Source organism: Pseudothioclava arenosa (genome assembly GCF_002358085.1).
GTDB lineage: Bacteria > Pseudomonadota > Alphaproteobacteria > Rhodobacterales > Rhodobacteraceae > Pseudothioclava > Pseudothioclava arenosa.
In genome coordinates this window covers 1-23,877 of sequence record NZ_NTJD01000012.1, presented here as the reverse complement: position 1 = coordinate 23,877, position 23,877 = coordinate 1, and the positions used below count along the sequence as shown (strand labels likewise).

General features: G+C 63.8%; 28 protein-coding genes and 1 pseudogene. 10 read left to right on the top strand and 19 right to left on the bottom strand.

Translation table 11 applies throughout. The annotated features are described in order from the left end of the window. Nucleotides 1-149 precede the first annotated feature (149 nt). From thyX to CLN94_RS13280, 3 genes are all read left to right on the top strand, one after another. A complete protein-coding gene (thyX, locus tag CLN94_RS13290; RefSeq protein WP_096434444.1) occupies nt 150-1,064 on the top strand; it encodes an FAD-dependent thymidylate synthase in 915 nt (304 codons plus the stop codon). A gap of 147 nt (nt 1,065-1,211) precedes the next feature. Beyond that, entirely contained in the window at nt 1,212-2,006 is a 795-nt protein-coding gene (locus CLN94_RS13285; protein ID WP_096434442.1) for a capsular polysaccharide synthesis protein, read from the top strand. A 19-nt stretch (nt 2,007-2,025) separates the two neighbouring features. Beyond that, the gene (locus CLN94_RS13280) at nt 2,026-2,469 is read left to right on the top strand and encodes a DUF1810 domain-containing protein (RefSeq protein WP_281253557.1); all 444 of its coding nucleotides are present in this window, start codon (nt 2,026-2,028) and stop codon (nt 2,467-2,469) included. On the opposite strand, the gene CLN94_RS13275 is transcribed toward CLN94_RS13280, so the two are convergent. Further along, nucleotides 2,466-3,299 carry an alpha/beta fold hydrolase gene (locus CLN94_RS13275; protein ID WP_096434438.1) on the bottom strand — a complete coding sequence of 278 codons (834 nt, stop codon included), beginning with the start codon at nt 3,297-3,299 and terminating at the stop codon, nt 2,466-2,468. The genes CLN94_RS13280 and CLN94_RS13275 overlap by 4 nt on opposite strands. 59 nt (nt 3,300-3,358) lie before the next feature. Here CLN94_RS13275 and CLN94_RS13270 point away from each other — a divergent pair, with 59 nt between their 5' ends. Then, entirely contained in the window at nt 3,359-3,946 is a 588-nt protein-coding gene (locus CLN94_RS13270) for a hypothetical protein (RefSeq protein ID WP_096434436.1), read from the top strand. A gap of 124 nt (nt 3,947-4,070) precedes the next feature. Here CLN94_RS13270 and CLN94_RS13265 read toward each other — a convergent pair whose 3' ends face one another. From CLN94_RS13265 to fabA, 4 genes are all read right to left on the bottom strand, one after another. Further along, a complete protein-coding gene (locus tag CLN94_RS13265) occupies nt 4,071-4,742 on the bottom strand; it encodes a haloacid dehalogenase type II (RefSeq protein WP_096434434.1) in 672 nt (223 codons plus the stop codon). A gap of 76 nt (nt 4,743-4,818) precedes the next feature. After that, the gene (locus CLN94_RS13260; RefSeq protein ID WP_096434432.1) at nt 4,819-5,607 is read right to left on the bottom strand and encodes an enoyl-ACP reductase FabI; all 789 of its coding nucleotides are present in this window, start codon (nt 5,605-5,607) and stop codon (nt 4,819-4,821) included. A 19-nt stretch (nt 5,608-5,626) separates the two neighbouring features. Continuing rightward, nucleotides 5,627-6,856, bottom strand: coding sequence for a beta-ketoacyl-ACP synthase I (fabB, locus tag CLN94_RS13255; RefSeq protein WP_096434431.1), 1,230 nt, complete (start codon nt 6,854-6,856; stop codon nt 5,627-5,629). A gap of 22 nt (nt 6,857-6,878) precedes the next feature. Continuing rightward, nucleotides 6,879-7,388, bottom strand: a complete 510-nt coding sequence (fabA, locus tag CLN94_RS13250) for a bifunctional 3-hydroxydecanoyl-ACP dehydratase/trans-2-decenoyl-ACP isomerase (RefSeq protein ID WP_096434430.1) — start codon at nt 7,386-7,388, stop codon at nt 6,879-6,881. Between the two features lie 149 nt (nt 7,389-7,537). Here fabA and irr point away from each other — a divergent pair, with 149 nt between their 5' ends. Further along, nucleotides 7,538-7,954 (top strand): Fur family transcriptional regulator Irr, encoded by a 417-nt coding sequence (irr, locus tag CLN94_RS13245; RefSeq protein WP_096434429.1) that lies wholly within the window; start codon nt 7,538-7,540, stop codon nt 7,952-7,954. Here the strand turns inward: irr and CLN94_RS13240 are convergent, their stop codons facing one another. Together CLN94_RS13240 and efp are read right to left on the bottom strand one after the other, a co-directional pair. Further along, nucleotides 7,955-9,376 carry a TrkH family potassium uptake protein gene (locus CLN94_RS13240; protein WP_096434428.1) on the bottom strand — a complete coding sequence of 474 codons (1,422 nt, stop codon included), beginning with the start codon at nt 9,374-9,376 and terminating at the stop codon, nt 7,955-7,957. A gap of 120 nt (nt 9,377-9,496) precedes the next feature. Further along, on the bottom strand, nt 9,497-10,066 hold the full coding sequence (gene efp, locus CLN94_RS13235; protein ID WP_096434427.1) for an elongation factor P: 570 nt from the start codon (nt 10,064-10,066) through the stop codon (nt 9,497-9,499). A 96-nt stretch (nt 10,067-10,162) separates the two neighbouring features. Here efp and epmA point away from each other — a divergent pair, with 96 nt between their 5' ends. After that, nucleotides 10,163-11,200: an EF-P lysine aminoacylase EpmA gene (gene epmA, locus CLN94_RS13230; protein ID WP_096434426.1), complete on the top strand. Its 1,038-nt coding sequence runs from the start codon at nt 10,163-10,165 to the stop codon at nt 11,198-11,200. On the opposite strand, the gene CLN94_RS13225 is transcribed toward epmA, so the two are convergent. The 5 genes from CLN94_RS13225 to CLN94_RS13205 form a co-directional block, all read right to left on the bottom strand. Continuing rightward, nucleotides 11,197-11,568: a DUF2237 family protein gene (locus CLN94_RS13225; protein ID WP_096434425.1), complete on the bottom strand. Its 372-nt coding sequence runs from the start codon at nt 11,566-11,568 to the stop codon at nt 11,197-11,199. The genes epmA and CLN94_RS13225 overlap by 4 nt on opposite strands. A 27-nt stretch (nt 11,569-11,595) precedes the next feature. Beyond that, complete coding sequence (locus CLN94_RS13220) at nt 11,596-12,753, bottom strand: serine hydrolase domain-containing protein (protein ID WP_096434424.1); 1,158 nt, start codon at nt 12,751-12,753, stop codon at nt 11,596-11,598. 77 nt (nt 12,754-12,830) lie between these two features. Continuing rightward, entirely contained in the window at nt 12,831-13,337 is a 507-nt protein-coding gene (locus CLN94_RS13215; RefSeq protein WP_096434423.1) for a MarR family winged helix-turn-helix transcriptional regulator, read from the bottom strand. Nucleotides 13,338-13,448: 111 nt separating this feature from the next. Further along, nucleotides 13,449-13,721 carry an FAD assembly factor SdhE gene (locus tag CLN94_RS13210; protein WP_096434422.1) on the bottom strand — a complete coding sequence of 91 codons (273 nt, stop codon included), beginning with the start codon at nt 13,719-13,721 and terminating at the stop codon, nt 13,449-13,451. Beyond that, on the bottom strand, nt 13,718-14,095 hold the full coding sequence (locus tag CLN94_RS13205; RefSeq protein ID WP_096434421.1) for a helix-turn-helix domain-containing protein: 378 nt from the start codon (nt 14,093-14,095) through the stop codon (nt 13,718-13,720). Before CLN94_RS13205 ends, CLN94_RS13210 begins: the two co-directional genes overlap by 4 nt. A gap of 79 nt (nt 14,096-14,174) precedes the next feature. On the opposite strand from CLN94_RS13205, the gene CLN94_RS13200 reads away from it, so the two are divergent. Both CLN94_RS13200 and CLN94_RS13195 read left to right on the top strand, forming a co-directional pair. Then, nucleotides 14,175-15,377: a pyridoxal phosphate-dependent aminotransferase gene (locus CLN94_RS13200; protein WP_096434420.1), complete on the top strand. Its 1,203-nt coding sequence runs from the start codon at nt 14,175-14,177 to the stop codon at nt 15,375-15,377. Between the two features lie 33 nt (nt 15,378-15,410). Next, entirely contained in the window at nt 15,411-15,827 is a 417-nt protein-coding gene (locus CLN94_RS13195; RefSeq protein ID WP_096434419.1) for a hypothetical protein, read from the top strand. Between the two features lie 3 nt (nt 15,828-15,830). Here CLN94_RS13195 and CLN94_RS13190 read toward each other — a convergent pair whose 3' ends face one another. The 4 genes from CLN94_RS13190 to ppk2 all read right to left on the bottom strand — a co-directional run bounded on the left by CLN94_RS13190 (nt 15,831) and on the right by ppk2 (nt 19,804). Beyond that, the gene (locus CLN94_RS13190) at nt 15,831-17,207 is read right to left on the bottom strand and encodes an MATE family efflux transporter (RefSeq protein WP_096434418.1); all 1,377 of its coding nucleotides are present in this window, start codon (nt 17,205-17,207) and stop codon (nt 15,831-15,833) included. A gap of 152 nt (nt 17,208-17,359) precedes the next feature. Further along, on the bottom strand, nt 17,360-17,983 hold the full coding sequence (locus CLN94_RS13185) for a cytochrome b/b6 domain-containing protein (RefSeq protein WP_096434417.1): 624 nt from the start codon (nt 17,981-17,983) through the stop codon (nt 17,360-17,362). A gap of 3 nt (nt 17,984-17,986) precedes the next feature. Further along, a complete protein-coding gene (locus CLN94_RS13180) occupies nt 17,987-18,451 on the bottom strand; it encodes a c-type cytochrome (RefSeq protein WP_096434416.1) in 465 nt (154 codons plus the stop codon). A gap of 279 nt (nt 18,452-18,730) precedes the next feature. Next, the gene (gene ppk2, locus CLN94_RS13175) at nt 18,731-19,804 is read right to left on the bottom strand and encodes a polyphosphate kinase 2 (protein WP_245845246.1); all 1,074 of its coding nucleotides are present in this window, start codon (nt 19,802-19,804) and stop codon (nt 18,731-18,733) included. Between the two features lie 171 nt (nt 19,805-19,975). Here ppk2 and CLN94_RS13170 point away from each other — a divergent pair, with 171 nt between their 5' ends. Both CLN94_RS13170 and parE read left to right on the top strand, forming a co-directional pair. After that, the gene (locus CLN94_RS13170; RefSeq protein WP_096434415.1) at nt 19,976-20,641 is read left to right on the top strand and encodes a glutathione S-transferase family protein; all 666 of its coding nucleotides are present in this window, start codon (nt 19,976-19,978) and stop codon (nt 20,639-20,641) included. 203 nt (nt 20,642-20,844) lie between these two features. Then, nucleotides 20,845-22,803 (top strand): DNA topoisomerase IV subunit B, encoded by a 1,959-nt coding sequence (gene parE, locus CLN94_RS13165; protein WP_096434414.1) that lies wholly within the window; start codon nt 20,845-20,847, stop codon nt 22,801-22,803. Between the two features lie 13 nt (nt 22,804-22,816). On the opposite strand, the gene CLN94_RS13160 is transcribed toward parE, so the two are convergent. The 3 genes and pseudogenes from CLN94_RS13160 to CLN94_RS14170 form a co-directional block, all read right to left on the bottom strand. Continuing rightward, the gene (locus CLN94_RS13160) at nt 22,817-23,320 is read right to left on the bottom strand and encodes a hypothetical protein (protein WP_179300316.1); all 504 of its coding nucleotides are present in this window, start codon (nt 23,318-23,320) and stop codon (nt 22,817-22,819) included. 124 nt (nt 23,321-23,444) lie between these two features. Beyond that, the gene (locus tag CLN94_RS13155) at nt 23,445-23,669 is read right to left on the bottom strand and encodes a DUF2188 domain-containing protein (protein ID WP_096434412.1); all 225 of its coding nucleotides are present in this window, start codon (nt 23,667-23,669) and stop codon (nt 23,445-23,447) included. Nucleotides 23,670-23,752: 83 nt separating this feature from the next. Further along, nucleotides 23,753-23,877 (bottom strand): annotated as a pseudogene (locus CLN94_RS14170) (ferredoxin--NADP reductase); the annotation flags it as partial.

Genomic DNA, 23,877 nt, shown 5'->3' with positions numbered 1-23,877 from the left:
ATGTCGAAAAAAGTCAATTTCTCGTGGCGCGGGCGGGGCCTGCGTGCCCTTCCTGCGACACCCGGCCCCGGCACGCACATCATCTCGCGGTTTCGTGAGGACAACTTGCCAGATATAGTCGACACCGAATCTGAATTGCGGAGGCCCCCATGTCGATCACCCCCGAACAGCTTGCCGAGATCGAAGCGCAGCGCGCGATTGTCACGCCGACGCGCCGCGCCGTCTCGCCGGGCATGGAAAAGCGCCTCTATACGGCGCATCAGGTGCTCGATCACGGGCTGGTCCGGGTCATCGACTACATGGGCGACGATGCCGCGATCTGTCAGGCTGCGCGAGTCAGCTACGGCAAGGGCACCAAGGCCGTCTCGGACGATCGCGGGCTGATCCGCTACCTGATGCGGCACTGGCACTCGACCCCGTTCGAGATGTGCGAGGTCAAGTTCCACGTCAAGCTGCCGGTCTTCGTCGCGCGTCAGTGGATCCGCCACCGCACCGCCAACGTGAACGAATATTCCGCGCGCTACTCGATCCTCGACCGCGAATTCTATATCCCCGCGCCCGAGCAGCTCGCCGCGCAATCGACGGTGAACAATCAGGGCCGCGGCCGGGTTCTGGAAGGCGCCGAGGCGCGGCGCGTGCTCGACATCCTGCGCGACGACGCGATGCGCGCCTATGACCATTACGAAGACATGCTGACCCCCGACGAGGACGCGGGCAAACAGGGCCTCGCGCGGGAACTGGCGCGGATGAACCTGCCCGCCAATGTCTATACGCAATGGTATTGGAAGATCGACCTGCACAACCTCTTCCACTTCCTGCGCCTGCGCGCCGACCACCACGCGCAATATGAAATCCGCGTCTACGCCGAAACCATGTGCGACATCACCCGCGACTGGGTCCCCGCCGCCTACGAGGCCTTCGAGGACTACCGCCTCGGCGGGCAGAGCCTGTCGGGCAAGGCGGTCGAGGTGCTCAAACGCCGTCTGGCTGGCGAAGAGGTCACGCAGGAAACCAGCGGCATGAGCAAGGGCGAGTGGCGCGAGTTTGTGGGGGTTTGGGGGTAAGCCTATTGAGCGACACCTGACCACCAAAATCCGCGCTAAAATCGAGCCCTTTCTTTTCTTCGTGCGCAAGCGCTTCATTAAAAGGCACCGGCTCGTCCGTTTTGAGCCGGATTTGAAATACATTTCTCGTCAGGAGCTGAGTAGCAGATGCAGATTTACACACTTTGGGACAAGGGGCTTGCACAAGCACCGGAGCTGATTCAGCGCCTTAATGCGCTCTGGATCGCGCTTCATGATGAAGGCTCTGTCAAAGTTCTGAATGGCGAGGAAATGGATGCCCTGATCGCACAGGCAGGTGTCGATCCAAGCAACCTGACCGTTCAGGTGCGCTCTGACCTTGTAAGACTCATTCTGCTTGCAGACGGTGGCGGAGTTTGGGCGGATGCAACCCTGCTTCCATCAGCACCGCTGGGAACTTGGCTAACCACAAAGCTGGGTCCAGTAGGCTTCTATGCGCATAGCACGCCTAAATCGGATCGCATCCTTGACAGCTGGTTTCTGAGCGCCCACCCGGATAACCCGCTCGTCGCTGCGTGGCGAGATACGCTGATAGACTACTTCCGCACCCCGAGATTATCCTACAAACTCGCGCCCAAGTGGGATCGGCTGAAACGCGAGATTCGGCGGGCGCTCTCGCCGGCATCCTTCGCCAGCGATAAGGTCGCGCGGAACGCCACCTATTTCCCGTATCACATCGTTTCCTATACACTCGACAACCTGTGTAGAACCAAACCGGAAATTGGTGAAATCTGGCGACGCGTCCCTAAAGACAGCGGAGAACCAGCGATGCGGCTGAAGGCCGAGTGCAATCGCACCGGCGGTGACCTTGATGACGCGACGCTACACAAGCTGATCTTTGCCCACCCCGTCCATAAGCTCAACTGGCGGACAACTGAGAAATACGAAAAGGCTGTCACAGTTGCAGAGCGCGCCCTGCTTTAGCCAGGTTCTCTCAAACATTGTGCTTCCGTGGAACGCCCCCTTGACCCAGCGCTTTCACGCCCCGCAAACCCGCGACCTGCCCCTCGCCCTGCGGGAACTCCGGCAGGGGCGGAAGCTCATGCATTGGATCTGGTGGATCTTTCCGCAGCTGGCCTCGCTCGGGCGCTCAGAGCGGGCGCGGGACTACGGGCTGCGCGACCTTGACGAGGCGCGCGCCTATCTGGCCGACCCGCTCCTGCGCGCGCATCTGCTCGAGGCGGTCGAAGCCGTGCTGAGCCACCCCGACACGCCGATCGACGAGATCATGGGCCGGGTCGACGCGCTCAAGCTGCGCTCCTCGGCAACGCTCTTCGAGGCCGCGAGCCCCGATGCCGAGACCCGCGCGCCCTTCACGCGGTTGCTCGACACCTTCTACGGCACGCGTTGCCCACTCACTCTGGCCGAGATCGGCCCGCGCGATTAACCGGCCTTCGCCAGCCAGGCGCGGATCGCCTCCAGCGCCTCGGGCTCGTCGAGATAGGGGATATGGGCGCGGCCCGGCACCTCGCCCACGATCATGTCGGGGCGGATTTCACGCATCTTCTCAACGCCCTCGCGGCTCAGAAGGTTCGAATTCATGCCCCAGATCAGCGCCAGCGGCAGGCCAGCCAGCGCCTCGAACAGGGGCCAGGCCTCGGGCAGGTCGTCGCCCTGGAAGGCCGCGAGGAACCCGTCGCGCAGCGCCGGATCGTAGTTGATCACCAGCCCCTCGGGGGTCTCGTTGTAATGGTGGTGCACCTCTTCAAGCCAACGGCTTTCCGGCACGTTCTCAAAGCCCTTCATGATGCTCGGCAGTTTGGCTGCCAACTCGGCATAGGTCTTGGCCACCGGATTGCGCCCGATGTATTGAAAGATTACCTCAAGCCCCGCCCGCTCAAGCTTGGGCCCGACATCATTCAGGCACACCCCCATCAAACGATCCTTGGCCGTCGCCGCCAGCCACATCGCGATCAGCCCGCCGCGCGAGGTGCCCAGAACCATCGCCTTGTCGATGCCCAGATGGTCGAGCAGCGCGATCGCATCGGCCGCCTCCTGCGGCACGGTATAGCTTGCACCGCCTGTCCACTCGGACTTCCCCCGGCCCCGATAATCCATCCGGATCAGCCGCACATCCTTGAGGAAAGGCGCAACGTAATCAAAGTCTTGAACCGTCCGCGTCAGACCGCACAAGGCCAGAACCGGCACGCCCTCGCCCTCGTCCAGATAGGCCAGCTTCGCCCCGTCGCTCGCGATAAAATACTGATAGTCCGACATTTTCTCTCCTTGGCGCGCCGCCGATTTTCTCTACCTTAGGGGAAAAGCGAGGGGAGACAATGGCCGACACATTGGAAAAGCTGCAGGCCCGCCTTGCCGAGGCCGAAGAGCAGCTTGAAGCCGAGTGGGAGAAGCGCCGCGCGGCGATGCATTACCACATCGAGCAACGCAAGATCGTCTTTGAAAAAGAGGTCCGCGAAGCGCATCGAAAATTGCGTGTCCGGCTGTGGCTTTTCCTGCGCCGCACCCGGCCGATGGTGATCCTGACCACGCCGGTGATCTACTCCGTGGCGATCCCCTTCGCCCTGATCGATCTCTGGGTCACGCTCTATCAGTGGATCTGCTTCCCGATCTACGGCATCGAAAAGGTCAAGCGCTCGGATCATATCGTGATCGACCGCCACAACCTCGCCTATCTGAACGCGATCCAGAAGTTCAATTGCGTCTATTGCGGCTATGGCAACGGCGTCGCCTCTTACGTGCGCGAGGTCTCGGCCCGGACAGAAAAATACTGGTGCCCGATCAAACATGCCCGCCGCGTCAAAGGCAGCCATGGCTATTACGGCGAATTCTGCGACTTCGGCGACGGCGAGGCCTTCCAGAAGGAAAGCCCGCGCCTGCGCCGCGAATTGCGCAAGAAAGACTGAGTTTCATCGAGCCGGAAATACTCTGCGGGGGTCCGGGGGTGCAAAACCCCCGGCCGGATCGGGCTTGAGCCCGCGCCGGGGCTCTGCCCCGGACCCCGGAGTATTTTCCGCTCGATGAAGGGGATCAGATCAGCTCAGGCACGCCCGAAAGATCGCTGAGCCGGTGCGCCGGGCGATGCGGAAGCCGATCGACCGGCAGGCGCGCGCGGTTCACCCAAGCGACGCGGAAGCCCGCGCGGGTGGCCCCGGCCGCGTCCCAGCCGTTCGACGAGACGAACAGAACCGCCTCGGGCGAAACCCCCATCTGCGCCGCGACAAGGTCATAGACCGGCTGCGCGGGCTTGTAGCGGCGCACCAGATCGACCGAGAGCACATCGTCCAGCAGAGGCCCGATCCCGGCGGCATGGACCGCCGCGCCGACCATCTCGGGCGAGCCATTCGTCAAGATCGCGCGACCGATCCCGCGATGGCCAAGAGCGTCGAGCATCGCGGGCACCTCCGGGTAAGCGGGCAATTCGCGATAAAGCGCCATCAGCTTCTCGGCCAGCTCGGGGTCGTCGAGCCCCTGCGCCTCCATCGCCCAGTCGAGCCCGTCGCGCGTGAGCTGCCAGAAATCGGTGTAATCGCCCATGACTTCGCGCAACCAGGAATATTCCAGCTGCTTCCGGCGCCAGTCGGCGGCCAGACGCGGCCAGATCTCGGCAAGCCGCGGGTCGTCCGCCGCAAGGGCGCGCGCGGCCGCATCAACGTCAAAAAGCGTGCCATAGGCATCGAACACAACAAGCTTGATGGACATGATTGTTCCTCCCTCCGTCATGCTGGCATGAAAAAAGGGGCCCCGAAAGGCCCCTTTCCCGCCCTGCCTGCGCAGGTCAGATATTGTCGGATTGCGGCATGCCCAGCACGTGATAGCCGCCATCGACCCGGACGATCTCGCCGGTGGTCGACGCGCCATAATCCGAGCACAGATAGACCGCCGTGCCGCCCACCGATTCCAGCGTCGCGTTCGAGCGCAGCGGCGCGTTCGCTTCGGTGTGGCGATAGGTCTTGCGCGCGCCGCCAATGGCCGCGCCCGCCAGCGTCTTCATCGGGCCGGGGCTGATCGCATTCACGCGGATACCATCGGGGCCGAGATCGTTGGCCAGATAGCGCACCGCCGATTCCAGCGCCGCCTTGGCCACGCCCATCACGTTGTAGAACGGCGTCACCCGGTTCGAGCCGCCATAGGTCAGCGTGATCAGCGTGCCGCCGTTCGGCATCAGCTCGGCCGCGCGGCGCGAGACGTCGATGAACGAGTAGCACGAGATTTCCAGCGCGGTCTTGAAGTTCTCACGGCCGGTATCCTTGAATCGGCCCGCAAGCTCGGCCTTGTCGGCAAAGGCGATCGCGTGGACGAGGAAGTCGATCGTGCCCCATTCCTCCTTGATCCGCGCGAAGGCGGCATCAAGCGAGGCCTCATCGGTCACATCGACATCGACCAGAAGCGACGAGCCAACAGAGGCCGCCAGCGGCTCGACGCGCTTGCCGAAGGCTTCGCCCTGATAGGTGAAGGCAAGCTCCGCCCCCTCATCGGCGAGCGCCTTGGCAATGCCCCATGCGATCGAGCGTTCGTTCGCGACGCCCATCACCAGACCGCGTTTGCCGTTCATCAGACCTGCCATCGTGACAACTCCTTGAAGATCAACCGTTATATTTGCTCATCACGAGCGTCGCGTTGGTGCCGCCGAAGCCGAAGCTGTTCGACAGGACCGAGTCGAATTCCACGTTCTCACGGGTTTCGGTCGCGATTTCCTCGGGGCGGATCGCCGGGTCGAGCTGAGTGACGTTCGCCGAGCCGGTGATGAATTTGCCTTCCATCATCAGCAGCGAATAGATCGCCTCATGCACGCCGGTGGCACCGAGCGAGTGGCCGGTGAGCGATTTGGTGGAGGAGATCGGCGGCACATTGCCCTCACCGAAGACGCGGCGCACGGCCTCGACCTCGGTCACGTCGCCCGCGGGGGTCGAGGTGCCATGGGCGTTGATATAGCTGATCTTGCGGCCTTCGGGCAGGGTCGAGATCGCGAGGCGCATCGAACGCTCGCCACCCTCGCCCGAGGGGGCGACCATGTCGTAGCCGTCCGAAGTCGCGCCATAGCCGGTGACCTCGGCATAGATCTTGGCGCCGCGGGCCAGCGCATGCTCCAGCTCTTCGAGCACAACCACACCACCGCCGCCGGCGATGACGAAACCGTCGCGGGTCGCGTCGAAGGCGCGCGCCGCGGTTTCGGGCGTGTCGTTGTATTTCGACGACATTGCGCCCATCGCGTCGAACAGGCAGCTCAGCGTCCAGTGCAATTCCTCGCCGCCGCCGGCAAAGACGACGTCCTGCTTGCCCATCTGGATCAGTTCGACGCCGTTGCCGATGCAATGCGCCGAGGTCGAGCAGGCCGAGGTGATCGAGTAGTTCACGCCCTTGATCTTGAACGGCGTGGCGAGGCAGGCCGAGTTGGTCGAGCTCATGCAGCGGGTGACCATGAACGGGCCCATGCGCTTGGGGCTGCCCTTTTCGACCACGGTATTGTGGGCGAGGAAGAAGTTCGAGGTCGACGGGCCGCCCGAGCCCATAATCAGGCCGGTGCGCTCGTTCGAGATATCGCCGTCCTCAAGGCCGGAATCGGCGATCGCCTGTTCCATCGAGAGGAAGTTATAGGCCGCGCCCGGACCCATGAAGCGCAGGTGGCGCTTGTCGATGTGATCCTCGAGCGTGATCTTGGGCAGGCCGTGGACCTGCGAACGGAATCCGCGCTCGGCGTATTCCGGGGCGAAAACGATGCCCGAACGACCCGCGCGCAGGCTTTCGGACACTTCGGCCGCATTGTTGCCGATGGGCGAGACGATGCCCAGACCAGTGATGACGACACGCCGCATAGGGGCCTCCTGTCTAAATGGATCAGCTCTCGGAAAGAGCGACCTTCATGTCCTTGACCATGTAAATCACTTCGCCATCGGCCTCGACGATACCGTCGGCGACGCCCATGGTCAGCCGGCGGGTCTGCACGGCCTTGGTGAAATCGACCTTGTAGGTCAGCATCTTGCGGTCGGGGCGGACCATGCCGGTCAGCTTGACCTCGCCGACGCCGAGCGCATAGCCGCGTCCCAGCCAGCCGCGCCAGCCGAGGTTGAAACCGGTGAGCTGCCAAAGACCGTCGAGGCCGAGGCAGCCGGGCATGATCGGGTTGCCCGGGAAGTGGCACTCAAAGAACCACAGGTCGGGGTTGATATCGAATTCGGCGACCACGTGGCCCTTGCCGTGCAGCCCGCCATCGGCCGAGATCTCGGTGATGCGATCCATCATCAGCATCGGCGGCGCGGGAAGCTGGGCATTGCCCGGCCCGAAAAGCTCGCCCCGGGCGCATTTCAAGAGGTCTTCTTTCCCGAAGCTCGTCGGATAGCCTGCCATGGTTCCCCCCAATGATATCAGTTGACCCCTCCTAGCACCCGGGCGCTCGCGCGCGCAAGTGTGCGCCCCGCCACAGGGTAGCGTGGAATCTTCAAACCGCATTGAAATTTGCCCAGTAAAGAGGCATATATGTCGCAGGAGGCGATGCGATGATGATTTCTGCTCAGGAACGCGGCCAGGACTGGCTCGCCAAAGGTGGTTTGCGCCCGACCCGTCAGCGGGTTTCGCTGGCGACGCTTCTGGTCGGAGATGGCAAGGATCGTCACGTCACCGCCGAAGGGCTTTTCGCCGCCGCCCACGCTGCGGGCGAGAAGGTGTCGCTCGCGACCGTCTACAACACGCTCAAGGCGTTTTGCGATGCGGGCCTCATGCATGAGATCACCGTCGACGGCACGCGCTCGTATTTCGACACCCGGATGGACGATCACCCGCATTACTTCTGGGAAGAAGAGAACATGCTGTCCGACGCGCCCGCCGAAGAGCTGGAGCTGACGCGCATCCCGTCTCCGCCCGAAGGCACCGAGATCAGCCGCATCGACGTGGTGATCCGCGTTCGCAAGATCTGATCAGGCCAGCGCCTCGCGCCAGAAGCCCGGCACCAGCAGCACCAGTACCGTCAGCATTTCCAGTCGTCCCAGATACATGGCGAGCGACAGCACGACCTTGGGCCCATCCTCAAGGCTGGCGAAATTGCCTGCGGGTCCGATCAGCGCCCCTGCCCCCGGCCCGACATTGGCCAGCGCGGTCAGCGACCCCGTGGTAGCCGTGACGAAATCCACCCCCATCAGGCTCAGCAGCACCGCGATCCCCATGAAGGTCGCGAAATAGATCACGAAAAACGCAACCACCCCGCTCAGGACATCCTCTTCGACGCGGCGCCCTTCATAGCGGATCACGGTGACACGGTGCGGTGCGCTCATCCGCGCGATCTGTGCGCGCAGGGCCCGCCCCATCAGAAGCCAGCGCATCGCCTTGGCCCCGCCCGAGGTGGATCCCGTGCAGCCCCCCACCGCCGTCATCCCGAAAAAGAACACCACCGCGAAAGGCCCCCAGAGCGTGTAGTCGGTGGTCGCGTAGCCCGTCGTCGTCACCACCGAGACCACGTTGAAGGCCACCATCCGCAGCGCGTCAAGAAAGCTGATTCCCTTGCTCAGTTCGAGCCAGAGCGCAAAGCCCACGATCAGCGGGATCAGCGTGAACAACATCGCCTGCACCTGCTCCGAGCGGAGCTGGCGCTTGGCGAGCACGCGAATATACCAGGCAAAGGGCAACGCGCCGCCCAGCATGAAGATCGTGCAGACCCATTGCAGATAGCTGCTGTCGAAATGGCCGAAGGAGGCATCGTAATTCGAATAGCCCCCGGTCGAGAGCGTGGTCATCGCATGGGTCAGCGCATCGAACAGCCCCATCCCCCCGACCAGATAGAGCAGCGCGCAAATCCCCATCAGCCCGACATAGACCGCCAGCGTCGCCAGCGCGAAAGAGGCCGCGCTGCGCAGCGCCTTCTCGCCCTTGTCCGAGCTTTCGGTGCGGTAAAGCTGCATCCCGCCGACCCGCAGCGCCGGCAACAGCGCCATGCCCGTCACGATGAACCCCACGCCCCCCAAGGCCTGCAACAGCGCGCGCCAGAACAGGATGCCGCGCGGGGTCTGGTCGAGCCCCTGCATCACCGTCGAGCCGGTGGTGGTGATCCCCGACATCGCCTCGAAGAACGCATCGACCGGCGACAGATGCCAAAGCCACAGAGGCAGCGCTCCGGCCAGTGCCGCGACGATCCAGACGCTTGACGTCAGCACGAACCCGTCCAGCCGGTTCGGTCGTCGCCGCCCGCCCGCCGCCGCCAGCGCCAGGAGCCCCCCGGCAAGCCCGGTCAACAGCGCCGAGATCATGAACACCCCGGCGGTGCCCTGAAAGATCACGGCATCCAGCGCCATCAGCGCCGCAAAGGCCAACAGAACCAGCCCGTTGAGGAAAATCACGATCGGCACGGCGGCCCCCCGCAGTCACGCCCAAGTTCTGCGCCCGCGCCGCACGCCTGTCCAGTCACGTCTTGCTGAAACGAAAAAGGCGCCCCAAGGGGCGCCCTGCTCGGTCAGATCGCGAAAAGATCAGTCTTTCGCACGCTCGACATAGCCGTTGTCTTCGGTGGTGATGACGATCCGGGTGCCGACGTCGATATGCGGGGGCACCATCACCCGGATGCCGCCGGTGCAGGTCGAGGGCTTGTAGCTCGACGAGGCGGTCTGGCCCTTGACGACCGGCTCGGTCTCTTCGACCTCGACGGTCACTTTCTGCGGCAACTCGATCGCGATCGCGTTCTCGTTGTGGGTCTTGATCCAGACCCGCAGACCGTCGCGCAGGAACACCTTGGCGTCGCCGATCACGTCTTCCGACACGGCGATCTGCTCGTAGGTTTCCGGCTCCATGAAGTGATAGCCTTCGCCGTCGTCATAGAGGAAGTCGTATTCCTTTTCCTCGACATGGGCGCGCTCGACACCGTCCGTAGTCTTCCAGCGCTCCGACACCTTGGTGCCGTCCGAAATGCGGCGCATGTCGACCTGGGTCACCGGGGTGCCCTTGCCGGGGTGGAAGTTCTGGGCGGTCAGCACGACATAGAGATGGCCGTCGATCTCGACGACATTGCCCTTGCGAAGCTGCGAGGCGATCACTTTGACCATGGTCAGGTTCCTTGCGAAATGGTTCGGGCTCTGGCGCCCGGCTGGCGTTGCGCCTAAACCATTCGGAGCCTGATTTCCAGTCTGAAAGGGGCGCAGATGAGTGACAGACGCTGGTGGCATCCCGAACGCCACGCCGACCGCCGCCCCCTCCTGCTGGCGCGCAACCGGATTCAGGGCGCGATCCGCGGCTGGCTGGCCGCCGAGGACTTCCTCGAGGTCGACCCATCGGCCTTGCAGGTCAGCCCGGGCAACGAGGCGCATCTGCACGCGCTGGCCACCACCGCCACCGGCGCCGATGGCACGGCGCGCGTGATGTATCTGCACACCTCGCCCGAGTTTGCGATGAAAAAGCTGCTGGCGGCGGGCGAGCCGCGCATCGCCGCCTTCGCCCATGTCTGGCGCGACCGCGAAGGCGGGCCGCGCCACAGCATCGAATTCACCATGCTCGAATGGTATCGAGCGGGGCAGGATTACACCGCGCTGATGGGCGATTGCGCGGCGCTGTTGCGGCTCGCCGCCGAGGCCACGGGCACGCGCGTCCTGCGCCACGCCGGTTCGGAATGTGACCCGTTTGCCGAGCCCGAGCGGATCTCGGTCGCCGAGGCGTTCTCGCGCCACGCGGGGATCGACCTTCTGGCCACCTGCCGCGCCGATGGTACGACCGATGCCGCGGCGCTGCGCGCGCAATGCGCGGCGGCGGGGCTGCGGATGGCCGAAGATGACACATGGTCCGACATGCTGTCCAAGGTTCTGGTCGACCGGGTCGAGCCGCATCTGGGCCATGGCCGCGCCACCATCCTTGACCGTTACCCGATCGCCGAGGCGGCGCTGGCCCGCCCCTGCGCCGATGACCCGCGCGAGGCCGAGCGCTTCGAGCTTTACGCCTGCGGGGTCGAGCTGGCCAATGGCTTTGGCGAGCTGACCGACCCTGCCGAGCAGCGCCGCCGCTTCGAGGCCGAGATGGACGAGAAAGAGCGAGTTTACGGCGAACGCTATCCGCTAGACGAGGATTTTCTGGCCGCGCTGGCCTTCATGCCGCCCGCTTCGGGCATCGCGCTCGGGTTCGACCGGCTGGTGTTGCTCGCGACCGGCGCGCCCCGGATCGACGATGTGCTCTGGACCCCGATGGGCTAGCGCGCCGCGTAATCGCGCAGGATTTCCAGCGAGACCGTGCCCAGCGCACGCTGATGCGTGGCGGCCAGAACGACCTGCGGCGCGCAGCCTTCGTCATGCGCCTCCAGGAAGCGCGAGGCGCAAAGGCACCAGCGGTCGCCCGGCTTCAGCCCGGTGAATCCGAACTCGGGGCGCGGCGTGACGAGGTCGTTACCGATATAGCTGGACCAGACAAGGAATTCCTCGGTGACGATGACGCAGACGGTGTGGCTGCCGGCATCCTCCCAGCAGGTATTGCACAGCCCGTCGCGAAAGAACCCGGTGACCGGGGAGAACGAGCAGGGCTCCAGCACCCCGCCCAGCACGTTGACGGCGGGCAGCTTTTCCATTGCCTCCTCGACGGTTGCGTCAGGCGTTCACTCAGCCTGAGCGATCGCGCGCAGCATGGCAAGGTTTTCGTCATCCACGCCCGGCTCGCGGAAACCGCGATCGGCCGCATTCACCGCGATCACGCTGCGGGCCTCGGGGTTGATGTAGATATACTGACCATAGATGCCATGGGCGAAATAGTCGTTGCCATGGTCGGCCGTGTCACGCGGCACCCACCATTGGTAACCATAGCCCGCGCCGCCCGGCGCCTGCAGCCGGGTCGAGGCCGCAACCCAATCCGCCGGCACGATCTGTTGCCCCTGCCAGAGCCCGCCTTGCAGGAACATCTGGCCGATGCGCGCATAATCGCGGGTGCGCAGGTTCAGACCGCCCAGAACGAAGGCCGTGCCCTCGCTGTCGGTCAGCATGACGGGCGAGGCCTCAAGCCCCATCCGCTTGACGATCCGTTCATCCATCAGCTCAGCCGGATCGCGCCCGGTCGCGCCCGCGATCACCATGCCCAGCACATGCGTGTCGATCGAGACGTAATGCATCTTGCTGCCCGGCTCGGCGTCGCGCGCCACCAGCTCCGCAGCAAAGTCATCCATCGAGCCGCCGATCGCCAGCACGCGCCCCATGCGATTGATGTCGGAATTGAAGTCGAGGTAATCCTCGTTGAAGGCCACGCCCGAAGACATCGTCAGCAGGTTGCGAATGCTGACGCCCTCATAGGCCGACCCCTTCAGAAGCGGCACGAAATCAACGACCTGCGCATCGAGATCGGGGATCGTGCCGTCCGCGTGCAGTGTGCCGAACAGCGCCGAAAGCACCGATTTCGCCATCGACCAACTGATCCGCAGATCCTCGGGTCCTGTGCCCTGATAATAGCTTTCATGCACCAGCGCGCCATCACGCAGCACCACCAGCCCGGTCACGGCGCGCGCCTCGATCCAGTCTCGGGCTGCTGAAGGCAGCGCAATCGGCGCGCTACGGGGCAGCGCCGCGATCGGCGCGCTCCCACGGTCGAGCAAACGCGAATGGAACAGCCCCGCCATGTTCGAGAAATTGCCGACGATGACATCAGGCTCGAACAGCGCGTTCACCGCCATCAGACGGGTGATTTCCTCGCGCTTCCACAGCCCCAGCCCGGCAACGAGCAAAAGCAGAACCACCAGCGCACGCGCCACAAACCGGATCAACCGCATCAAATATCCTCCTGCGGCCAGAGAACCACGCCCGGGGCGGCGCAGGCAAGCGCGACCCGGCGTCGGTCAGCAGTCGGTCAGTAGATGTAGCGGATCTGATCGGCCCAGTAGCGCTCCATCCGGCGCAGCGTGCGCGTCACCTCGTCCATGGTCTCGAAGGTCACGACGCCACGCTCTTCCATGCCCTGGGCGTGGCGCTCAAACAGGCCCGCCACCGCGTCGCGCATCTTCTGCCCCTTGGCCGTCAGCCGCACCCGCACCGAACGTCGGTCAATCTCGCAACGTTGGTGGTGCATATAGCCCGTCTCGACCAGCTTCTTGAGATTATAACTGACGTTGGAACCCTGGTAATAGCCGCGTGACTTCAGCTCGCCGGCGGTGACCTCGTGATCGCCGATATTGAACAGCAAGAGCGCCTGCACCGGGTTGATTTCGAGAATGCCGAGCCGCTCGAATTCATCCTTGATCACATCCAGCAGGAGCCGGTGCAGCCGCTCCACCAGGGACAGGGCGTCAAGATAGCCGGCCATGATCCCGGGATGGGTCGCGACCGGGGCCTGAGCCACAGGGGTCTGAATAACCATCTTTCTCTCCGATCCACTCGCTACCCTGCCCGGTTTGGAGCAAAATAACGAAGGATCGGTTAAGCGCGGCCAATTCGTCGCAAAAACGTCGAAAACCCGCCGCAGCCCCGCTTAGTCCGTGCCGTGGCGGGTCTTGGCGAAGGCGCTGATCCGGGTGAGCAGGTCGAGATACTCCGGCGGGCAAGGGCGCGTGCCCGAAACCCACGGGTAAAGATCCTGATCGTATTCCTCCAGAAGCAGGTCGAAAAGGTCGAGCTCCGCGGCATCCATCGTGGCCAGCTTTTCATCGGCATAGGGGCCGAGGATCAGGTCCATCTCCTTGGTGCCGCGCCGCCACGAGCGCATCCGCATCCTTTTCAGCCGGGCTTCCGGGGTCTCGGTCATGCGTTCTCTCCGCTTTCCAGTTTGCGCTCCAGCCGGGCCAGCCGCGCATCCAGATCCTCGAGCACGCCGCGGATGTCCCGGATTTCGCGAATGGTCTCGCTTGTCGCTCTCGGCTCTGCCATCTGGCCGGGCGGGCCGTCAAGCCCCTCGCCTTCGCCGGTCAGGAGCCACATGATCGAGACATTCAGCAATCCGGCCAGCATCTGCAGCCGGTTCGCGCGCGGATCGGCCAGATCCTCCTCCCAGCTTTGCAGGGTCTCGGCACGTACCCCCAGCTTCTCGGCGAGCCCTTCGGGGGTAAGCCCGGCAGCTTCGCGCGCGCCCGCAAGGCGGTCTCCGAAAGTGGCGGCATCGGCGCTATACCAATCGTTCATCGTTTTTCCTTCCGCTTGATCGATGGTTCGCCCAAGCCTATGAGATCGGGGACCAAGACACAAACAGGGGCGCGACGCCATGGCCTTCCTTTCCGACACGCTGGCACGGGTGAAACCCTCGCCGACCATTGCGATCACCTCGAAGGCGCTGGACATGAAGGCGGCCGGGCGCGACGTGATCGGGCTGTCGGCGGGCGAGCCGGACTTCGACACGCCGCAGAACATCAAGGAGGCCGCGGTGGCGGCGATCGCGGCGGGCAAGACGAAATATACCGCTGTCGACGGCATCCCCGAGCTCAAGGCCGCGATCTGCGCCAAGTTCGCGCGCGAGAACGGGCTGAGCTACACACCGTCGCAGGTCTCGGTCAGCTCGGGCGGCAAGCAAGTCTTGTTCAACGCGCTGATGGCGACGCTGAACCCCGGCGACGAGGTGATCATCCCGACGCCCTATTGGGTCAGCTATCCCGACATGGTGCTGATCGGCGGAGGCACGCCCGTTTTCGTCGAGGGCGAACGCGCGCGCGGCTACAAGATCAGCCCCGAGGCGCTGGAGGCCGCGATCACGCCGCGCACGAAATGGTTTCTGTTCAACTCGCCCTCGAACCCCTCGGGCGCGGGCTATTCGCGCGATGAACTCAAGGCGCTGACCGATGTGCTGCTGCGCCACCCGCATGTCTGGGTGATGACCGACGACATGTATGAACATCTGGCCTTCGACGGCTTCACCTTCTGCACGCCGGCCGAGGTCGAGCCCGCGCTTTACGAGCGCACGCTGACGGTGAATGGCGTCTCCAAGGCCTATGCGATGACCGGCTGGCGGATCGGCTATGCCGCTGGCCCCGAGCCCCTGATCGCCGCGATGCGCAAGATGCAGTCGCAATCCACCTCGAACCCCTGCACGATCAGCCAATGGGCGGCGGTCGAGGCGCTGAACGGCCCGCAGGACTACCTGGCCGAGAGCCGCGTCGTGTTCCAGCGCCGCCGCGACCTGGTGGTGCGGCTTTTGAACGAGTGCCCCGGCATCGACTGCCCGACGCCCGAAGGCGCGTTCTACGTCTACCCGTCGATCGAGGGGCTGATCGGCAAGACCTCGGCGGATGGCGTGGTGATCGCGGATGACGAGGCCTTTGCCACGGCGCTGCTGGAGGAAACCGGCGTCGCCGTCGTCTTTGGTGCGGCCTTCGGCCTTTCACCGGCATTTCGGATCAGCTACGCTACCTCCGACGCCGCGCTGACCGAGGCCTGCAGCCGCATCAAGGCCTTCTGCGCGGCGCTGCGCTAAGCACCGGACACAGGCGCCGAAGGGGGAACGGGCATGGCGGGCGAGCTGCCGGAGTATTATTTCCGTGTGAAGGACAACGGCGCGCTGGTGTTTCGCGTCGATGCCGAGAACCGCCAGCGGCGGATCGAGATGGACCAGATCGCGACCGTCAATGTCCGCAATGGCGAGATCAAGCCGCAGGGCGGGCGCGAGCTTGCACCTGAAGAGCTGGCCGAGATCCGAACCTGGCTGGAGAAGCGCGGGACGCTGCTGGCCCAACGCGAGGTCGATGACATCCTGCGCACGGTCGATCACCTGAACCTGACCGCGCATTGGGTGCAGTCAAAGGCCTCTGATGCGCAGCTTGACGAGGTCACCGATGCGCTCTTGCTGGCGATGCATGACCTGCGCTCGGTCCTCGTGCGCAAAAAGGCCGACCGGCTGCTGAAGGGCGCGCCCGAGGCGGAGTAACCCTCAGGCCGCGATCCAGTCGCGCCGCCAGAACCGCGCCATCAGCGCGAGCGCCGCAACCGCCAGCCCCGCGACCAGCCCAAGCCAGAGCCCGACCGCGCCCAACCCCGCCGGGAAAGCCAGCAGGTAGCTGATCGGGATACCCACCAGCCAATAGCTGCCGCCGGCGATCCACATCGGCACGCGCGTGTCATGCACCCCGCGCAAAAGCCCCATCGCCATCACCTGCAGCGAGTCGAACATCTGGAACAGCGCGGCCACCGCCAGGAGCCTGATGCCCAGCGCAAGGATCGCGGGCGCCTGCTCGGCCGAGCGATCGAGGAACAGCCCGACCAGCGCGCCGGGCAAGCCAAGGAACACCCCCACCGTCAGCACCGCGAAGGCCAGCGACCAGATCACCGCCGCCACCGCGCCGACGCGCAGCCCCGGCGCGTCGCGCCGCCCAAGCGCCCGCCCCGTCCGCACGGTCGCCGCATGGGAAAGCCCCATATGCACCATGAAGGTGAGCGAGGCGAGTTCGAGCGCGATGCCATGGGCGGCCAGTTCGACCACCCCGATCCAGCCCATCATCAGCGCCGAGGCCTGGAACATGCCCGCCTCGAACACGGTCGCAAAACCGATCGGCAGGCCCATCCGCGCCACCGCGAAAAATGCAGGCCAGTCCGGGCGCCAGAACCGCGCGAAGAGCTCGACATGGGCAAGCCCCGGGCCCCGCGCCGCATATAGTGCCGCCAGCCCCGCCGAGATCAGCGCCACCAGAACCGAGGAAATCGCCGCGCCGCGCAGCCCCATCTCGGGCGCGCCCCAGTTGCCGAAGATCAGCGCCCAGTTCAGCGCCGCGTTCAGCCCCACCGCCAGAAGCGTGATCCAGAGGACGACGCGGGTCCGCTCCTGCGCGGCGAGGTAGCTCTTCAGCACCGCCACCACCAGCGAGGCAGGTAGTCCCAGCCAGTTCATCCGCAGATACTCCTGCGCCATCTGCGACAGCACCGGGTCCTGCCCCAACGCACGCAAGATCGCGCCCGACCACCAGAACACCGGCAACGCGGCGAGGCCGAAGATCAGCGACAGCCACAGCCCCATCCGGGTTTCGCGCCGCATCTGCGCCTCGTCGCCCGCGCCCAGCGCCGCCGAGACCCGCCCCAGCACCGCCATGGCGAAGCCATTGCCCAGCAGGAACATAAAGAAAAACACGCCCGTCGCCAGAACCCCCGCAGCCAGCTCGGGCACGCCATACCAGCCCAGCATCACCGTGTCGGTCACATGCACGAGCATCTGCGCGACATTGGAGCCGATCAGCGGCAGGCCAAGCACCAGAACCGCGCGCAGATGCGCGGCAAGCGGCTCGGGCCGGGGCGTAAAAGGGGCGGTCTGGGTCATGCGCGGACGCTAGAGGGCGCGCCTCGCGCCGTCCAGCGACAAAAACCGCCAAGGGGGCTGTGCGACAGGGCACAGACGCGCCCGTAACAACCCGGTCGCTCCAACGAAAAAGGCGCGCCGAAGCGCGCCATTTTCAGGGTGTAGAGCCGCGCTTACTCGGCCGGCTCTTCGATCACCTTCTTGCCGGTAATCATCGGCGTGACCAGATCCTCGCCCTTCCAGCGTTTATAGAACGCGATCGCTCCGATGTGGAACAGCACGAAGAAGAACGCGAGGTTGCCCAGCAGCTCATGGATGCCCAAAGCCGAACGCGAGGTCTCGATCGTAACCATATCGGCCAGCGGCCCGGCATTGACGTAATCCTCGGGGTCGCCGATCAGGCCGGTGCCGACCTGCACTGCCAGCACGAGCAGGATGCCGACCACGAAAATCGCGCCCACCGGGTTATGGCCGAGCGTATTCGACGGGCGGCGGTCGCGCAGGTGCCGCGCGTAGGCCAGGATCGCCGAGGGGCCCTTGACGAAGCTCGTGAACCGCGCCGGACGCGGGCCGACAAAGCCCCAGATGATCCGCAGCACCACCAACGCGCCGATCGTGTAACCGGCGTAGAAATGCAGCGTCATCTGGTCGGGGCCGAACTTGCCGAGCCCCCAGGCCGCGAAAAAGCTGATCACCAGCGCCCAGTGAAACAGGCGCACGACCGGATCCCAGAGCGTCACCGTCCGGCCGTGGGCGGGCGCCGGAGCGCCCGCTTCAGGTTTGCCTTGGTTGGCCATGGCTCAGAAATCCGTGGCGCGGAAATCGTCGTGGCAGGATTTGCAGGTCCCGCCGAGCTTGCCCACCGCCGGACGCAGCGCGTCGAGGCCGTCACCGGCGACCGAGGCCAGCTCGCCAACAGCTTCGCGGAAGGCGGCGCCTTTTTCACCGACCTTCGGGAAGTTTTCCCAGATCTCGGGCAGCGCGCGGGTCTTGCCGGGCATATCAGCCTTGGAGGTGCCCGGTGCGTACAGGCCAGCCGGCGAATAGGTGGTCATCACCTGGAGGTTGGCGGCATGGGCCTTGGCGGCCTCGGCGTCATAAGGCACCTCGCCCTTGGCCATCGCGGCCAGCCCATCCATCTCGAGGCCGAGCAGGCTGTAATAGCCCTGACGGGCCTTCACCACGTCTTCGGGCGGAGCGGCCATGGCGGCCACGGCCGGCAGCACAAAAGCGGTGGTCAGAGCGGCGGTGAGAAGCTTACGCATCAGTATCTCCCAGATAATTTCACGCAGATGATTGGTTTTACGTCCAACAAGGGTATGTCCGTCGCAGCGGCCAACAATTTCGCAGCCGCAGCAACAAACTGACGAAAGCCGAGATTTTCGGCAATCATGTGAAATTCAACATATTGTGTGCACATTCAAAGAGACTGAGTCACATTTCCCCGATTTCGTGCCACAGCCCCTGCACTCTCGGCCCCGGGGCGCCATGAAAACGGGCGCGAGTTTCCTCGCGCCCGGGGGCATTCTGGTCTGAACAGAGGCTCAGGACGGCTTGTCGGTCGCCTTGCGCCGCGCATCCGGGTGCAGCGACGCGCCGAGGATGTGATCCGAGGAATGGATCACATGGCTCGCATGGCCCACGATCAGCGGATCGGGCGGGGTCGCGATCGACGGGTCCTTGTCGGGGTAATCGAGCGTCGAGAGGAAATGCCTCATGCAGTTCAACCGCGCGCGTTTCTTGTCATTCGACTTCACGATCGTCCAGGGCGCATCGGCGGTGTCGGTATAGAAGAACATCGCCTCTTTCGCCTCGGTGTAATCGTCCCACTTGTCCAGCGAGGCAAGGTCGATCGGCGACAGCTTCCACCGCTTGAGCGGGTCGGTTTCACGCGACTTGAAGCGGCGGCGTTGCTCTTCGCGGGTGACCGAGAACCAGTATTTGTAGAGCCGGATCCCCGAGCGCACGAGCATCCGCTCCAGCTCGGGCGTCTGGCGCATGAATTCGAGGTATTCGGTCGGCGAGCAGAAGCCCATCACCCGCTCGACGCCGCCACGGTTGTACCAGCTGCGGTCATAGAACACCATTTCGCCGGCGGTCGGCATGTACTGGAGATAGCGCTGAAAATACCACTGGCCGCGTTCCTCGTCGGTGGGCTTATTCAGCGCCACGACCCGCGCGAAACGGGGGTTGAGATGCTCGGTAAAGCGCTTGATCGTGCCGCCCTTGCCGGCAGCATCGCGCCCCTCGAACAGGATCACGAATTTCTGGCCGGTCTCCTGCGCCCATTTCTGGACCTTTAGCAATTCGGCCTGCAGCTTGGCCTTTTCCTTTTCATAGGCCGTGCGCGCGAGTTTATGCGGATAGGGGTATTTGCCGGTCTCGAAGGCAAGGCGCACCGCGTTCGGGTCAACACGCGGGAAGCTCCGGACACCCGAGGTTTTCTCCTCACCCGGCACGACCGCCGGATGCGGATCAGCGGGATCGGCGGGCTTCTCGACTTTCACGGCGTCGCCTGTCGAAGCGGTCTTCGCCACCTTGGCGGCTTTTGCACTGACCTCTCCCTGCGGCGCCTCAGGCTTGGCCTGCACCGCGACCTTCGCGATTTGATCGTCCATATACATCCCTCCGTTCTGAAAACTTGGGATGTTTCTAAACCGGATCGGCAAACTTTTCCTTGATGCGCATCAAAATCATGCTGCGCTGCGCGAATAATTTGGCGAAATCTGCCCTCTTTTCATTTCCCGCGCGCCCCGTCAGGCTGTGCGCCAGACAATAGGGAGACTCACATGGTCACGCTTTACGGGGTGCTGCATTCGCGCGCGACGCGCACGATCTGGCTGCTCGACGAACTCGACATGCGCTACGATCTCAAGCCGGTCATTCAGGCCTATCGGCTGGAGGCGCAGGGCCTCGACCCGCTCGCACCCGATGCGCCGCTCAACACCCGCAGCCCCGAGTTCCTGCGCCTCTCGCCCGCGGGCGCGATCCCGGTGATCGAGGACGAAGGCCTGCTCCTGTCGGAATCGCTCGCGATCAACCTCTATCTCGCCAAGAAGGCGGGCGGGCCGCTCGCGCCCAAGGACGTGCGCGAAGAGGCGCTGATGACGCAATGGGCGCTTTATGGCGCGACCAGCATCGAGGATGCCGCCCTCGAGATCATGTTCGCCTATGTCAACGGTGCGGACGAAGGCGGGCAGCGCGTGATCGAGGCCGCCTCGGACCGCCTGCGCCGCCCCTTCGCGGTGCTCGAAACCCATCTCAAGGCACATAGCCACATGGTCGGCGGTCGCTTTACCGTGGCCGATATCAACATAGCCGAGGTGGTCCGCTATGCGCAGGGCCACAAACCGCTGATGACCGAATTCCCGCGCGTCGCCAGCTGGCTCGAGCATTGCCAGGCCCGCCCCGCCTTCAAGAAAATGTGGGCCACGCGCCTGGCCGAAACCGCATAAGGGGGCGCCGCCCCCTCTGCCTTGCGGCATTCACCCCCGGAGTATTTCCGGCTCGATGAAAGCTCTTTCATTTTGCCTCAAATATCCCGGGGGAATGGCCGCGAGGCCATGGGGGCAGAGCCCCCGTCCCACCGGTCCGCTTGCCCCTGAGCCCCAAGCTGCGCTATCCCTGTTTCTCAAAACGACCACAGAAAGCGAGCAGCATGGCCGACGACCTCCTTTCCGCCCAGCCCGAGAGCACCTATGACGCCTCTTCGATCGAGGTGCTCGAAGGGCTCGAGCCGGTGCGCAAGCGCCCGGGCATGTATATCGGCGGCACAGATGAGCGTGCGCTCCATCACATGGTCGCCGAAATCCTCGACAACTCGATGGATGAAGCCGTGGCGGGCCACGCGAACCGCATCGAGGTCGAACTGCTGGAGGATGGCTCGATCACCGTGCGCGACAATGGCCGCGGCATCCCGGTCGATCCGCACCCCAAGTTTCCCGGCAAATCGGCGCTTGAGGTCATTTTGTGCACGCTGCACGCGGGCGGCAAGTTCTCGAACAAGGCCTATTCCACCTCGGGCGGCTTGAACGGCGTGGGCTCCTCGGTGGTGAACGCGCTTTCCGACCTGATGATCGTGCAGGTCGCGCGCAACAAGGAACTGTTCGAGCAACGCTTTTCGCGCGGTGTGCCGCAAGGCCCGGTGGCCAAGCTCGGCCCCACGCAGAACCGGCGCGGCACCACTGTCACCTTCCACCCCGACCCGGAAATCTTCGGCTCGCTGCGGCTGAAACCGGCGCGGCTGTTCAAGATGGTGCGCTCCAAGGCCTATCTGTTCTCGGGCGTGGAGATCCGCTGGAAATCGGCGATCGAGGATGGCGAGACGCCGACCGAGGCGACGTTCCATTTCCCGAACGGGCTTGCGGATTTCCTGAACGAGACGATGACCGGCGCGATGACCTATGCCGAGCGGCCTTTCGCTGGCAAGGTCAGTTTCGAGGAAAAATTCGGCGTCCCGGGCTCGGTCGAATGGGCGATCAACTGGACGCCCTCGCGCGACGGGTTCATCCATTCCTACACAAACACCGTGCCCACGCCCGAGGGCGGCACGCATGAAAGCGGGTTCTGGGCGGCGCTCTTGAAGGGCATCAAAGCCTATGGCGAGCTGGTCAACAACAAGAAGGCCGCGCAGATCACCCGCGACGACCTGACGACGGGCGGCTGCGCGCTGCTCAGCATCTTCATCCGCGAGCCTTCGTTCGTCGGCCAGACGAAAGACCGGCTCTCGACCGAAGAGGCGGCGCGCTGGGTGGAATCTTCGGTGCGCGACCATTTCGACAACTGGCTGGCAGGTGACACGAAATCGGCCGGCGCGATCCTCGATTTCCTCGTGCAGCGTGCCGAAGAGCGCCTGCGCCGCCGGCAGGAAAAGGAAACCCAGCGCAAGACCGCGACGAAGAAACTGCGCCTGCCCGGCAAGCTGGTGGATTGCTCGGCTACGAACCGCGAGGGAACCGAGCTGTTCATCGTCGAGGGCGACTCGGCGGGCGGCTCGGCCAAAATGGCGCGCGACCGCCAGACCCAGGCGCTGTTGCCCTTGCGCGGCAAGATCCTGAACGTGCTGGGCGCGGCCAGCTCGAAGCTGGGTCAGAACCAGGAGATCAACGATCTCGCGCAAGCGCTTGGCGTGGGGCTTGGCTCGCGCTTCAACCTCGAAGACCTGCGCTACGACAAGATCATCATCATGACCGATGCCGATGTCGACGGCGCTCATATCGCGTCTTTGCTGATGACCTTCTTCTTCACCCAGATGCGACCGCTGATCGACAAGGGGCACCTCTATCTGGCCTGCCCGCCGCTCTACCGGCTGACGCAAGGCGCGCGGCGCATCTATGTGGCCGATGATGCGGAAAAGGAAAAATATCTGGCAAAGGGTCTGGGCGGAAAGGGCAAAATCGACGTGCAGCGCTTCAAGGGTCTGGGCGAGATGGACGCCAAGGACCTGAAGGACACCACGATGAACCCCGCCACGCGCAAGCTGATCCGGGTCACGATCGACGATGAATTCCCCAACGAAACCGGCGATCTGGTCGAACGCCTGATGGGCAAGAAGCCCGAGATGCGCTTTCAATACATCACCGAAAACGCGCGGTTTGTTGAGGAACTGGACGTATAGGCCGTCTTTGCGATCAGACCGCTGGTTTTCCGGCGTCAATCCATTCCTTCATTGCCGCCAAGCGTTCGGCAGTTGGAAGCGCAAGCGCTTCTCTCTCGGTATGGCCCTCATCCATCTTCTTATTGACGGTCCATGCCGAACAATCCTCATAGTCGGCCTTCAACTTTGTCGCCCCGGGCAAACCAGGCACCCCGACCTGAACGCTCAAGAAGTCGCGCAATCCCTTGATAACAAGCTGATAGTCCCCCTTATGCCAAACAATATCCTGCCCACCCAGATCCGATAGGGTGCGCTTCGTTTCATAGGGTTGATCTTCAAAAATCAGAAATTGCTTCGTCGAAAGCTGCTCATTTCCAGCACGACGCACTCCCAAGTCCATGCCCAGCTCAAAGGGCATATTCATCCGCGCATACTCACCCGCGGCTGAACTTTTGCAGCGTGAAAGATCGTGGATTGAATATTTGGACTCACAAGCCAACTCGTAAATTTTGTCGAGCCTATTCTCACCCGCCTCCAAGCGCTCATTCGCAAGGCGGGGATTGAGACCAGCATAAACACAGCAAAAAGCATCGTCTCCAAAAGTGGAGCGAAGTTTTCGTCAAATGGGCAATTAATGAAAACGTTCTTATCAAACACTCAGATCAGCCTTTAGAAAGAACCGGGTCCTTCCCAAAGGAACTACGATCACGGATTCGGCCATCGCGCCCGTGAACAAACAACTCAGTGCCTTGGTTCTTTGCGATATCCCTTGCGCGCTGAATCGCTTCTTCTTGAGTGCGCACCACGACCGTCGCACGGGAAGCACCTGAGCGCCGAACCGCCCACTTGCCTCCAGACGGCACGACGTGCTGTCCTTTTTGAGCCATCCTCAAACCACTCCACTGCGTTCAGGCCTACGATATGATATGAGTGGCAATCATTTCAAGTCGGTTACGCGCAGCGCAGTAGCTCAGATGCCGTCGCCGACGAAGGCCTTTTCGACCACGTATTCGCGCGGCTCCGAGTTGGCGCCTTCGCGCAGCCCGAAGCTTTCCAGCACCGCCATCACGTCCTTGTTGAACGCCAGCGAGCCGC